The 12,505-nt window shown below is 71.8% G+C and carries 11 protein-coding genes; 7 read left to right on the top strand and 4 right to left on the bottom strand.

Annotated features, from left to right (window positions below; genetic code table 11):
• The first annotated feature begins 98 nt into the window (after positions 1-98).
• The 6 genes from ACIBMZ_RS27330 to ACIBMZ_RS27305 all read left to right on the top strand — a co-directional run bounded on the left by ACIBMZ_RS27330 (position 99) and on the right by ACIBMZ_RS27305 (position 6,003).
• A complete protein-coding gene (locus ACIBMZ_RS27330) occupies positions 99-755 on the top strand; it encodes an RraA family protein (protein ID WP_161595072.1) in 657 nt (218 codons plus the stop codon).
• Positions 756-757: 2 nt separating this feature from the next.
• Positions 758-1,801: a pyridoxal-phosphate dependent enzyme gene (locus ACIBMZ_RS27325; protein ID WP_396698628.1), complete on the top strand. Its 1,044-nt coding sequence runs from the start codon at positions 758-760 to the stop codon at positions 1,799-1,801.
• Positions 1,798-2,637, top strand: coding sequence for a creatininase family protein (locus tag ACIBMZ_RS27320; RefSeq protein WP_396698626.1), 840 nt, complete (start codon positions 1,798-1,800; stop codon positions 2,635-2,637). Before ACIBMZ_RS27325 ends, ACIBMZ_RS27320 begins: the two co-directional genes overlap by 4 nt.
• Positions 2,634-3,128: a RidA family protein gene (locus ACIBMZ_RS27315; protein WP_396698624.1), complete on the top strand. Its 495-nt coding sequence runs from the start codon at positions 2,634-2,636 to the stop codon at positions 3,126-3,128. The genes ACIBMZ_RS27320 and ACIBMZ_RS27315 overlap by 4 nt, the downstream gene beginning before the upstream one ends.
• A 64-nt stretch (positions 3,129-3,192) precedes the next feature.
• Positions 3,193-3,990 carry an IclR family transcriptional regulator gene (locus tag ACIBMZ_RS27310; protein ID WP_396698622.1) on the top strand — a complete coding sequence of 266 codons (798 nt, stop codon included), beginning with the start codon at positions 3,193-3,195 and terminating at the stop codon, positions 3,988-3,990.
• A 171-nt stretch (positions 3,991-4,161) separates the two neighbouring features.
• Complete coding sequence (locus tag ACIBMZ_RS27305; protein ID WP_396698620.1) at positions 4,162-6,003, top strand: thiamine pyrophosphate-requiring protein; 1,842 nt, start codon at positions 4,162-4,164, stop codon at positions 6,001-6,003.
• A gap of 95 nt (positions 6,004-6,098) precedes the next feature.
• On the opposite strand, the gene ACIBMZ_RS27300 is transcribed toward ACIBMZ_RS27305, so the two are convergent.
• The 4 genes from ACIBMZ_RS27300 to ACIBMZ_RS27285 all read right to left on the bottom strand — a co-directional run bounded on the left by ACIBMZ_RS27300 (position 6,099) and on the right by ACIBMZ_RS27285 (position 11,098).
• The gene (locus ACIBMZ_RS27300; protein WP_396698618.1) at positions 6,099-8,288 is read right to left on the bottom strand and encodes a transglycosylase domain-containing protein; all 2,190 of its coding nucleotides are present in this window, start codon (positions 8,286-8,288) and stop codon (positions 6,099-6,101) included.
• A gap of 232 nt (positions 8,289-8,520) precedes the next feature.
• The gene (locus tag ACIBMZ_RS27295; protein ID WP_396698616.1) at positions 8,521-9,336 is read right to left on the bottom strand and encodes a hypothetical protein; all 816 of its coding nucleotides are present in this window, start codon (positions 9,334-9,336) and stop codon (positions 8,521-8,523) included.
• Positions 9,337-9,510: 174 nt separating this feature from the next.
• Complete coding sequence (locus ACIBMZ_RS27290; protein ID WP_396698614.1) at positions 9,511-10,623, bottom strand: SPFH domain-containing protein; 1,113 nt, start codon at positions 10,621-10,623, stop codon at positions 9,511-9,513.
• 4 nt (positions 10,624-10,627) lie between these two features.
• A complete protein-coding gene (locus ACIBMZ_RS27285; RefSeq protein ID WP_396698612.1) occupies positions 10,628-11,098 on the bottom strand; it encodes an NfeD family protein in 471 nt (156 codons plus the stop codon).
• An 83-nt stretch (positions 11,099-11,181) separates the two neighbouring features.
• Between ACIBMZ_RS27285 and ACIBMZ_RS27280 the strand changes: the two genes are divergently transcribed.
• Positions 11,182-12,501, top strand: coding sequence for a serine hydrolase domain-containing protein (locus tag ACIBMZ_RS27280; RefSeq protein ID WP_396698610.1), 1,320 nt, complete (start codon positions 11,182-11,184; stop codon positions 12,499-12,501).
• Positions 12,502-12,505 lie beyond the last annotated feature (4 nt).

The following is a 12,505-nucleotide window of genomic DNA, read 5'->3' as shown; positions in this document are numbered from 1 at the left end:
TTCCTACCAGCCCATTCCACAGGCTGCAAGGGATGTTCTGAGAATGGAACGTCATGTACTGTCCGTGCAACCACGTTCCAATCAATGAATGGAGTTCGATGGAAACCCCGCCGGTCGAGGAGATCTGCCGCCGTTTCGGCAAGCTCTACGTGGCGGCGATCGCCGACGCGCTGGACGATGCCGGGCTGTGGCACCAGGTGATGACCGATGTGCTGCCGCTGACCACCGACATGGCGGTGGCGGGCGTGGCCTTCACCGCGCTGGGCCGCCCCGAACGAAGCACCGACCGTTCCGTACGCCTGGGTGCCCGGATGATCGACGAGCTCTCCGCAGGCGAGGTCGCGGTCTTCGACTGCGCCGGTGACCGGACGGTCGGCCACTGGGGCGAGCTGCTGACCAACGGAGCGATGGCGCGCGGCGCCGTCGGCGCCGTCATCGACGGCGGTGTCCGCGACACCGGCGCGATCCTGCCGCTGAAGTTCCCGGTCTTCAACCGGTTCCGCAGCGCCCGCGACGCCAAGGGCCGCTGGAACGTCGTCGACATGCAGTCCCCGGTGGTCTGCGGCGGCGTCCCGGTGCACCCCGGCGACATCATCGTCGGCGACAGCGACGGAGTGGTCGTCGTGCCCCGCGCGATCGCGATGGACGTGCTCGTCGAGGCCGAGGCGACGGTCCGCACCGAGACGGAGATCCGGCAGCGGGTCCGGGCCGGCGAGTCGGTCGGTGCCCTCTACCAGCAGTACGAGCGGTTCTGACCATGGGTGGCAGTGCACCCTGGGGTCGCCCGGACCCCCGGCTGACCGACACCGTACGGGCCCTGCCCCGCGTCGGGATCCACCGCTGGCCGGTCACCTGCTGGCCGGCGCCCACCCTGCACCCGGCCGGCAACCCCGTCGTGATCGCCGAGGAGCACGGCGGATTCGCCTTCGGCGGCAACAAGGTCCGTCAGGTCGACGTCCTGCTCGGCCAGGCCCGCGAGGCCGGCGCCGACACCGTCGTCACCTCGGCCGGACCACAGTCCAACCTCTGCCGGGTGGTGGCCGCCGCCGCTCGCGCCGCCGGCCTCGGCGTCCATCTCGTGCTGCGCGGCGAACCACCGGCCGAACCCAGCCGCAACCAGGTGCTCTACGAGCTCACCGGCGCCCGCCTGCACTGGGTGCGGACCACCGACGCGTTCGATCCCGTCCAGGCACAGACCATGACCGCCATCGCCGAGCAGGGCCGGACGACCGGGGCGACGACGGCCGTCGTCGACGTCCGGACCGCACCCGGAAGCACCCTCTGCGCGCTGGCCACCACCGCCGTCGTCGACGAACTCGCCGACGCCCTCGCCGAGCGGCCACCGGAGCGGATCATGCTCGCCGGTGGCGCCGGCAACACCGCCGGTGGCGTCCTGGCGGCGTTGGCCGCCCGCCGCGCCACCGTCGGACTGGTGGTCGCCTCCGCGCTCGCCCCGGCGGCCCGGTTGCGGGCGCTGGTCCGCGACCGGGCCGCCGCCGCGCTCGACCGGGCCGGGCTGCCCGACACCCTGCTCGACGAGGTGTCCCTGGAGGTCACCGACGGCCAACTCGGGGGCGGCCACGGGGTGCCCACGGCGGCGGCCGTCGCCGCGCAACGGGCCACCGCGCGGGCCAGCGGCGCGTTCCTCGACCTGACCTACAACAGCAAGGCGATGGCCACGCTGCTCGCCGACGACCGTCCGGGCTCGTGGCTGTTCCTGCACACCGGCGGTTCACCCAACGTCTTCGCCCCGCATCCGTTCCCGGCCGACGTCCCGCACACCGACGAAGGAGCACCGTGACCAGCGACTACCGACTCCACCACATGACCTGGCCCCAGGTACGCGAGGCACTGACCACCGCCACCGTCGGAGTCATCCCGTTCGGTGCCACCGAACAGCACGGACCCGCCCTCAAGGCCGGCATCGACTACCGGATCGCGGAACGGCTGGCCGAGGAGGTGGTCGCCGCCGCCGACGGTACGGCCCTGATGACGCCACCGATCCCGGTCGGCTTCTCCCCACACCACATGGACTTCCCCGGCACCCTGACCGCCCGGGTGAGCACCCTCTGCTCGCTGCTGGAGGACTACCTGGCCAGCCTGGCCCGGCACGGCCTGGAACGGTTCGTCATCATGAACGGCCACGGCGGGAACCTGGCCTTCCTGCCCGCCTTCCTGACCGAGTACAAGCAGCGCACCGGGCACACCGTGGCGGTGGTCCACTGGTCGATGATGGGCCGCGACGTGGTGGTGGACATCGCCCAGTCCGAGATGTACGGCCACGCCTGCGAGGTGGAGACCAGCCTGGCGCTGCACCTGGTGCCGGACGTGGTGGTGACCGAGGAACTGGGCGGCCCCGCTCCCCTGCTGCCCTCGGCGCACGAGCTGCTGCGCGGTCAGGCCATCCCAGACCGGGCCGTCGGCGGGTTCACGCCCCGCTCACTGGCCGAGTTCAGCACCAACGGCGCACTCGGCGACCCAGCCAAGCACGACGTGGAGAAGGGCCGCAGACTCTTCGAGGCGGTGCGGGACCGCACGGTCACGCTGATCCGGCACCTCGCCGAGGCACCGACGGCGGGCGCGATCAGTGCCGAGCGGGCCGCCGCGATCAACGCGGACTGGGGCGTACGCGGGTGAGCGGCACCGACGGCACCTCCCCCGAGCGTCGCCTCGCCGACCTCGGCATCACGCTGCCACCGGCGCGGACCGCCTCCGGGGCGTACGACACCGTGGTGGTCAGCGGCGACCTGGCCGTGCTCTCCGGGCACGGCCCGGTCCGCCCGGGGCACCCGTTGCCCACCGGCAAGCTCGGCGCCGAGCTGAGCGTGCCCGACGGGCAGGCGGCGGTACGCCAGGCGACACTGAACCTGCTCGCCACCCTGCGCGCCGCCGCCGGCTCCCTCGACGACGTGGAGCAGTTGCTGACGCTCACCGTGGCGATCAACGCCACCCCCGGATTCACCGAACACGTCCCGGTCGCCGACACCGCCTCGGAGCTGCTGCGGGACGTCTTCGGTGACCGGGGACGACACGCCCGGTCGGCGCTGGGGCACTCCTCACTGCCCTTCGACGTCCCGGTGTCACTGTCGCTGACCGCCCGGATAAGGGTCCGAAATACCCAGGACTGAAACCGAGATCGACCCGGCCGGCCGCTACAGTGTCGATGCCGCAACCCGATATCAGAGGACGCACGTGACTTCCGACAACGGATCGAATCAGAGCATCCTGCGAGCAGTGGCGATCCTCGACGCCTTCCTGCTCGGACGCCCCGAGTTGCGGGTCACCGACGTGGCGCGGCAGGCCGGGCTCGGTGTCTCCACCGCGTCCCGGCTGCTGAGCACCCTGGAATCCCTCGGCCTGGTCGAACGCGACCCGATCTCCAACCTCTACCGGCTGGGTCCGAAGACGGTGACCCTCGGTGGCGTGGCGCTCAACCAGTCCCCCGTCTACCGCGCCGCCCGACAGACCGCCCAGAACCTCGCCGCCGAGCACGGTCTCGGGGTCAACCTCGCGATCCGCCGCGACGACCAGGGCTTCTACCTGGGCAACTTCGAGGGCCGCTCGGCACCCCGGGCGTTCTCGCTGATCGGCCAGTCGATTCCGCTGCACGCCACCGGTCTGGGCAAGGCACTGCTGCTCGGCCTCGACCCGGCACAGCGGCGGGTCCTGCTGGGCGAGAACCTGGTCGGGTTCACCCACCGCACCATCACCGACCACGACCGCCTCGACGCCGAACTGGCCACCAGCGGGGCGCGCGGCTACTCGACCGAGGAGGAGGAACTCGCCCTCGGCCGGGCCTGCCTCGCCGCGCCCATCCGCAACGCCTCGGGTGAGATCGTCGCCGCGCTGTCCATCTCCGGCCCGCTGTCGGCGATCAACCTGGCCGCCCGCGAGGCGGCCCTGGCGACCGCCGTGATCGAGGCCGCCGACGCGGTGAGCGTCGCCCTCGGCCACCACGGCCCCGCCCGGGTCATCGTCAGCCAACGCTGAACCACTGCCGGCGGATGTCCCCGGCGCACGGCCTCTACCGCACCGAGAGCTGGGTAGATCGGCCGGGCGCCTCGACGGCGTACCCGAAGAATGCATGGTTTTGTCCTGGGAAGCCGGGGAATGCCGGGCCCACCCTTCGCGGGGGTGAGCCCGACCGGAGAGGCGGACCAGGTGAGCGCAGACCACACCCTCGTACCGGCGGACCCGTGGCCACTGCCCCGGGACGCCACCGTCGCCGATCACATCGTGCAGCGGCTCGCCTGCTGGGGCGTACGGCGGTACTTCGGTTTCCCCGGTGACGGCATCAACGGCATGACCTCCGCCCTGCAACGCACGAGCGAGCAGGCGCAGTTCGTCCAGGTACGCCATGAGGAGACCGCCGGCTTCGCCGCGTCCGCCCACGTCAAGTACGGTGGCGGGTCGATCGGCTGCGTGCTGGTCACCAGCGGTCCGGGTGCCATCCACGCCCTCAACGGCCTCTACGACGCCAAGCTGGACCACCAGCCGGTGGTGGCGCTGGTCGGGCACACCGCCACCACCGCCGAGGGCGGCGGCTACTACCAGGAAGTGGACCTGCTCGCGCTCTACAAGGACGTCGCGGCGGCCTTCCTCGCCCAGCTCGACCACCCGTCCCAGGTACGGCACCTGGTCGACCGGGCCTGCCGGACCGCGCTGGCCCGGCGTACCGTCACCGCGCTGGTCCTGCCGCTCGACGTGCAGGATCTCGCCGCCGTGCCGAACCCGCCGCACGCGCACGGCTACTACCACACCAGCAGCGTGCCGAGCAGCGGCCCGACCGTGCCGCCGGAGGCCGACGTCCGGCACGCCGCCGAGGTGCTGGCCGGCGGCGAGCGGGTGGCCATGCTGGTCGGGCAGGGCGCCCTCGGCGCCGAGAACGAGGTACGCGAGATCGCCCACCGGCTCGGTGCCGGGGTGGCTACCGCGCTGCTCGGGTTCACCGCGGTGGACCACCGGGAACCCTGGGTCACCGGGGCCATCGGCCTGCTCGGCACCCGCCCGAGCTGGCAGCTCATGAAGGAGTGCGACCGACTGCTCATCGTCGGCAGCAACATGCCGTACTCGGAGTTCTATCCGGCACCCGGGCAGGCCCGGGCCGTACAGATCGACCGTGACGGCACCCAACTCGGCCTGCGCTACCCCACCGAGGTGAACCTGACCGGCGACGCCGCGCCCACCCTGCGCGCCCTGCTGCGCGAACTCGGCCCGGGGCCCGGACCGACCCGCTGGCGGCAGACCATCGCCGGCGCCACCGCCGCCTGGCGGCAGGCCCAGCGGGAACTGGCCGCCCAGCAGGCCGACCCGGTCAACCCGCAGATGCTCTTCGCCAGCCTCAGCGAACGGCTGCCCGACGACGCGATGCTCGCCGTCGACTGCGGCACCGCCACCGCCTGGTACGCCCGGCACGTCCAGGTCCGGCCCGGCATGCTGGCCAGCCTCTCCGGCACCCTGCTGTCCATGGGCGGCGCGATGCCGTACGCCCTGGCGGCGAAGTTCGCCCACCCGGACCGCCCGCTGGTCGCACTGATCGGCGACGGCGCGATGCAGATGAACGGCGTCAACGAACTGATCACCGTGGCCAAGTACTGGCGCGGCTGGGCCGATCCGCGCTTCGTGGTGCTGGTGCTCAACAACCGCGACCTGGCGTTCGTGAGCTGGGAGCAGCGCTCCACCGAGGGCACGCCGATGTTCCCGGACAGTCAGCAACTGCCCGACATCGCCTACCACCAGTGGGGCGAGGTGCTGGGGTTGCGCGGCGAACTCGTCGACCACCCCGACCAGGTGCCGCAGGCCTGGGACCGGGCGCTGCGCGCCGACCGCCCGACGGTGATCAACGCGCTGGTGGACCCGGCCGAGCTGATGATGCCGCCGCACTTCACCACCGAGCAGGCCCGCAAGACCGCGGCGGCGGTGCTGCGCGGCGACACCGACTGGGCGGGCATCATCCGTCGCGGCCTGCCCAGCGTCGTCAGCACGTACCGCCCGCGCCGCTGACGCTGCACGCGGTCGGCTGTAAGGAAGGGTCCCCTGCTATCGCCTGGTGCATAGCAGGGGACCCTTCCTTACAGCCGTCTTCCTTACAGCCGTCGTCAGCCTCGGCCCTGGAACCAGCGGCGCAGGTCGGACAGCGGGTTCTCGCTGGTTCGGCGATCCACGACCGGGTCCCGCTCGACCGGCCGTCGCGGCGTACCCACCAACTCCCGGCTGGGCGCGGTGAACGACTGCTCGGGCTCCCCCTCGACCGCGGTGGCGATGATCCGGGCCACCCCGGCGATCACCCGGGACTGCACGGTGGCACCGACCGAGTCGTTCGGGTCGTCCGGGTTCGCCGCGATGCCGGCCACCGCGACCTGCGGGGTGTACGCGACGAAGCTCTCCGTGGCGGCGCCGTCGGAGCTGCCGGTCTTGCCGGCCACCGGGCGCCCCGCCAGAATCCCGCTCACCGCCGTGGCGGTACCGCCGTTGCACTGCCCGAACGCGGACTGCTGACCCACCGGGCAGCGGGCCGCGTCGGTGGCGGCCCGGGCCACGTCGGCGTCGAGCACCTCCCGGCAGGAGGGGTCACCGACCGGAAGCCGCGCACCGTCCGGGCCGGTCGCCGACACCACCGGCAGGGGCGCGCAGTACGTTCCCTCCGCTGCCACCGTCGCGTACGCGTTGGCCACGTCGAGCGGGGTGGTGGCGGACACCCCGAGGGTGAACGCGCCCCAGTCGTCGGCACGCTGGGTGGCGAAGGTCGCGTCCGCCTCGGCCCGGAACGTGATGCCCAGGCGCTGCGCCATCTCCACCACCTTGGCCGGCCCGACCTGCTCGGCCAACCAGACGAAGTACGTGTTCACGGAGCGACCGAAGCCGTCCCACATCATCCGGTACCCGTCCATCCAGGCCGGGTTGGCGTTGGCCGGGCACCACCGGCCGTCGCAACTGCTGTCCCCCTCGGCCGGATACCGGGTGGGCAGCCGACTCGGCGCGTCGTACCCGGTGGACAGCGTCCGGCCGGACTCCAGCGCGGCGAGCATGGTGAACAGTTTGAACGTCGAGCCGGCCTGGTAACCGGTCACGCCGGGCCCACCGGAGATCAGCGGGTTCACCGTGTTCGGGTAGTTGGCCTGCCCGTCCGGGTTGTCCGCGAGGCTGTAGTGGCGGTTGACCGCCATGGCGAGCACCCGGCCGGTGCCGGGCTCGACCGCCGCGATCGGCAGAGCACGCGGGTTGCCGTACCCGTACACGCTGATGGCCTGCTCCTGCGCGGTGGCCTGGACCTCCGGGTCGAGCGAGGTGACCACCGAGTAGCCGCCCCGGCGCAACGCCTGCTCGCGCTCGGTGGGAGTGTCGCCGAACTGCGGCTGCTCCATCCACCACCGGCGCAGGTAGTCGCAGAAGAAGCCCCACCCGTCCCGCCCCCCGGCGGTGGCCGCGCAGCCGTTGGCCTGCTCGCTGGGGTCCAGGTCCAACTCCTCGGCCTTGGCCTCGGCCGCCTGGTCCGCGGTGATCGCGCCGGTCGCGACCATGGAGTCAAGCACGTACCCCCGACGGGCCAGCGCCGCGTCGGCGTCACCGTCGATCGGGCTGTACGCCTCGGGTGCCTGCACCAGACCGGCCAGCAGCGCCGCCTCGTCGAGGGTCAGATCCGCCGGCACCTTGGAGAAGTAGCGCTCACTGGCGGCGGCGATCCCGTACGCCCCGGAACCGAAGTACGCGATGTTGAGATAGCGGGTGAGGATCTCGTCCTTGCCGAGGCGCTGTTCCAGCGCGTTGGCGTACCGGATCTCCTGGAGCTTGCGCCCGACGGTCTGCTCGGTGGCCGCGGCCTGTTCCTCGCTGGTGCGGGTCGAGTCGGTCTTGAGCACGTTGCGCACGTACTGCATGGTCAGCGTCGAGCCACCCTGCTCGGTGCCGCCCTCGGTGACGTTGGTGACCAGGGCGCGTGCCATGCCGCGCAGGTCCACCCCGCTGTGCTCGTAGAAGCGCCGGTCCTCGGCGGCCACGATCGCCTGCCGCATCACCGGCGCGATCTCGTCCAGCGTCACGTCCGTCCGGTTGACGTCGTAGAACGTGGTGATCAGCGTCTTGCCGTCGTTGGCGTAGAGGTAGGAGCGCTGCGGGGTGGCCGGGGTACGCAGCACGTCCGGCAGGTCGGCGTAACTGCCCAGCGCCGCCTTCACGCCGAGTCCGGCGACCAGGTTCACCGGCAGCATGAGCCCCGCCACGACGAGGCCGACGAGCCCGCCGGCCAGCAGGACGGTGAGCAGTCGCGACAGTGGCGTAGGGGTGGCCATGGTCACCAGGATTGCCGCGAATGCCGCGATCCGACTACCGAATCGGGCCAGTTGTCAGCCAATTCACGGCCAGATGCCAGAGGTCTTTGCGCTGGCCAGCGACGGTGGCGAGGATAGACCAGGACATACAGGACGCCCGCCGCAGACGACCGGCGCAAGGAAGGGCGCCGTACTAACGCCTCGTGCATAGCAGGGGTCCCCTCCTTACATCCGGCCATACATCCGGCGGGCGTCACGCCGTACCCAGCGGGCCGGGCCCGCCGGGCCCTGTCGGCCCCAGAGCCGGCGGACCCGCCGTCGCGACGCTGGCGCTGGTGGCGTCGCGCAGGATCTCCCGGGGCAGCAGTCGACCGGACCGGTAGGCGATGCCGATGCCGGCGATCAACACGAAGATCGCCCCGAAGGTCTGCAACGAGCCGATCAGCGCCCCACCGAGGCCGAGCAGCGGACTGGCGATCATCAGCATGGTGCCGTCGCCCATGCTGAACATCCCTGACCGGGCCACCGCCCACCCGGTGAGCAGCCAACCCACGCTGTAGAAGGTCGCGCCGACCAGCACCAGCGACCGGGCGGTGGCCCCGAAGACCGGGGTGTCCTCGGCGAACCCGGCGAAGGGCAGCATCAGCACCGTGCCGGCGATGCTGACCAGCAGCCCGGCGACCGCGCTGCGGCGACTGCGGGTGGCGGCGAGCAGACCGGCCAGGCCGAGCAGGGCCAGCAGCCCGAGCCAGATCGCGGCGACCCAGCCGATCAGGTACACCGCGCGGCCGTCGGCCGGATACGGGTCGTTGCCCACCCCGCCGTCGCTGGCCATGGCCACCGCGCCGTAGAGGATCGCGTACGCGGGCAGCAGCCAGACCGCGGCGCGGGCGAGGCGGCGCAGCGACCAGGCCCAACTCGCGTTGGTCGCCACGCCGGGTGGTCCCGGATCGTCCACGAAGGGCAGGACGCCGAAGCCTCCACCGGTACGTCGGGTGCCGAGCGGCCCGGCGGGGTCGTGTGCCCCGGGCACCTCCGGCGGGGACCACAGCCGTTTCAGCGGATCCATCGGTCACCTCGCTCATCCCACGAGCGGTGCCGGGACACGCCGAGGCGCCCCGATGCCTGGTCACCACCCGCCTAGGACCGATGGTGGCAGGCACCGGGGCGCCTCATGAGCGTTTTTCGCATTTGTCCGGACGCCGGGCCGGACCGGATCACCCCGGCCCGACCCGACCTCGGATCAGCCCCGCTGGCGCTGGTCGGCCGGGTCGTTGAGCAGACTTCCCGGCGAGACCGGCTCGGGTGCGGGCAGACCCTGCGGCTCCTTGCCACCGCCGGTGGCCTGCGCCTCGGCGACGCGTACCTCGTTGTGGATCTCCTGGGCCGCCTTGGCGGCGGCCTGCGCGGCCTCGGCCGCCTCCCGCTCCACCGCGCTGGCGTCCTCGGACGCCTGGCGGGTCGGCGCGTCGCCGACCATCTGGTTCAAGCCGCCGAGCGCGCCCCCCATGCCCTCCAGGGCCTTGGTCAGCTCGGCCGGCACGATCCACACCTTGTTGGCCGTGCCGTTGGCGATCTGCGGCAGGGCCTGGAGGTACTGGTAGGCCAGCACCTTCTGGCTCGGGTTGGCCTGGTGGATGGCGTCGAACACGGTACGGACCGCCTTGGCCTGACCCTCGGCCTGCAGGATGCGGGCCTGCCGGTCACCGTCGGCGCGCAGCACCGCGGCCTGCTTCTCACCCTCGGCCGAGAGGATCTGCGACTGCTTGTGACCCTCGGCGTTCAGGATCGCGGCCCGGCGGTCCCGCTCGGCGCGCATCTGCTTCTCCATCGAGTCGCGGATGCTCGGCGGCGGCTCGATCGCCTTGATCTCCACCCGGGTCACCTTGATGCCCCACCGGCCGGTGGTCTCGTCCAGCACCCCGGAGAGGTGCCGGTTGATCTCCTCACGGCTGGTCAGCGCGCGCTCCAGGTCGAGCGAACCGATCACGTTCCGCAGCGTGGTGACGGTGAGCTGCTCGATCGCCTGGAGGAAGTTGGAGATCTCGTAGGTGGCTCGGACCGAGTCGACGACCTTGAAGTAGAGCACGGTGTCGATCGAGACGACGAGGTTGTCCGAGGTGATCACGGGCTGCGGTGGGAAGCTGACCACCTGCTCGCGCATGTCCACCTTCGTGCGCACCGCGTCGACGAAGGGCACCAGGATGTTCAGCCCGGGGTTGAGCGTCCGCTTGTACCGACCGAGCCGCTCGACCACGTCCTGACGCTGCTGCGGCACGATCCGCACCGACTTCGCCAGGGTGATCACCGAGATCAGGGCGACCGCTATCAACAGGACGGGTACGACAAGTTCCATCCGTTCACCTCTCCACTTCGGGTAGCTCACCGGGCGTCGAAACGTCCCGCCAGACCAGGGCTACCGCTCCCTTGACCTGAATGACCTGCACCCGTTCACCGGGTGCCAAAACCTGTGTGGCGTCGTACGCCCGCGCGCTCCACACCTCGCCGTCGATCTTCACCATGCCCGCGCCAGCGTCGACCTGCTCCAGAACCAGGGCCGACGACCCCTCGATCGCCTCCACCCCGAAGGCGGTCTCGCCGGTCTCCAACGCGGTCTGTCTGTGCCGCTGGATCACCGGCCTCGCCGCGAGCAAGGTCACCGCCGACACGGCGGCGAACACGACCGCCTGTATCGCCACCGGCGCCCCGAGCGCGGCGGCGCCCGCGGCGGCGAAGGCACCGACCGAAAACATGATCAAGAACAGGGTCGCCGTGAAGATCTCAGCGACCGCTAGTACCACACCCAGCACGATCCACAGCACGGCATCCACGTAACGATCGTGACATGACAATGCACGTGTCATCGAACTGTCATGATCGGAGACGCCCGACTACCGCCGTCGAAGGAGCCTTCGTGTCCCTGCGTCCGGAAACAGTACGGCACATCGACGCCCTGGTGGCCGACGCGCAGTCCGCCGGCCACGTGCCCTCACTCGTGGTCGGCGTGGTGCGCGACGGCACACTGGCACACCTGGCCGCCGCCGGTGGACATCCCCGACCGGACGCCGACCTGCAGTACCGCATCGGCTCGATCACCAAGACCATGACCGCCGTGCTGATCATGCAGGAGCGCGACGCCGGACGGCTGGCGCTCGACGATCCGCTGCGACGGCACCTGCCCGAGGCCGAGGCCGCCGGGTCGATCACCCTGCGCCAGTTGCTCGGGCACGCGGGCGGGCTGCAACGCGAACCGGACGGCCCCTGGTGGGAGCGGAGCGAGGGCGTCGACCTGCACACCCTGCTGGCCGACTTCGGCACTCCCAAGATCGCGCTGCCCGCGTACCGCACCCACCACTACTCGAACCTGGCGTTCGGTCTGCTCGGCGGCGCGCTGCAACGGATCACCGGCACCGGCTGGGCGCAGTTGGTGCGGGAACGGATCCTGGCGCCGCTGGGCATGCACCGCACCACCTACGCCGCCACCACGCCGTACGCCCCCGGGTACGTGGTGCACCCGTGGCACGACACGCTGCGCGAGGAGCCGCGTACCGACACCGGGGCGATGGCCCCCGCCGGACAGCTCTGGTCGACCGTGGCCGACCTGACGCGATGGGCCGCGTTCCTCGCCGACCCCGATCCCGCCGTCCTGGCCCGGGACACCCTCGACGAGATGTGCGCCCCGGTGTTCCTCACCGATCTCGACTCCTGGCGCGGCGGCTACGGGCTGGGCATCCAACTCACCCGCCAGGGCGACCGCGTCTACGTCGGACACGGCGGCTCGATGCCCGGCCACGTCGCCGTGCTGCTGGTGCACCGGTCCAGCCGTACCGGTCTGGTCGGCTTCGCCAACTCGTACGGCTTCCGCACCGGCGGCATCAGCCCGCTCGGCCTTCAGGTGCTCGACCGGGTGCTCGACGCCGAGCCGACACCGGTCCGGCCGTGGCGACCCGCCGACGCCCCGCCCCCGGCCGACGTGGCGGCGCTGACCGGCCGCTGGTGGTGGATGGGCACCGCACTCGACGTCACCTGGGACCACGCCACCGGCGACCTGGTGGGCACCCTGCGCGGCGACCGGGTCAGCCGCTACCGCCCGGACGGCCCGGACCGCTGGCGCGGGCACAGCGGCGCGGAGGTCGGCGAGGTCCTCCGGGTCCACCGCGACCCCGCCGGCCGCCCGGTCACCCTGGACATCGCCACGTTCCTGTTCACCCGCACCCCCGACGACGCCCCGTGACCCC

Origin of the sequence: Micromonospora sp. NPDC049900, assembly GCF_044461025.1 — a bacterium.
Lineage (GTDB): Bacteria > Actinomycetota > Actinomycetes > Mycobacteriales > Micromonosporaceae > Micromonospora.
Note: the sequence above shows the minus strand (reverse complement) of the source record. Positions and strands in the feature narration are given on the sequence as shown.

Coding starts and splice junctions, on each gene's coding strand:
- ACIBMZ_RS27330 (WP_161595072.1), top strand. CDS start 99: ATGGAAACCCCGCCGGTCGAGGAGATCTGCCGCCGTTTCGGCAAGCTC.
- ACIBMZ_RS27325 (WP_396698628.1), top strand. CDS start 758: ATGGGTGGCAGTGCACCCTGGGGTCGCCCGGACCCCCGGCTGACCGAC.
- ACIBMZ_RS27300 (WP_396698618.1), bottom strand. CDS start 8,288: ATGGCCACCCCTACGCCACTGTCGCGACTGCTCACCGTCCTGCTGGCC.
- ACIBMZ_RS27295 (WP_396698616.1), bottom strand. CDS start 9,336: ATGGATCCGCTGAAACGGCTGTGGTCCCCGCCGGAGGTGCCCGGGGCA.
- ACIBMZ_RS27290 (WP_396698614.1), bottom strand. CDS start 10,623: ATGGAACTTGTCGTACCCGTCCTGTTGATAGCGGTCGCCCTGATCTCG.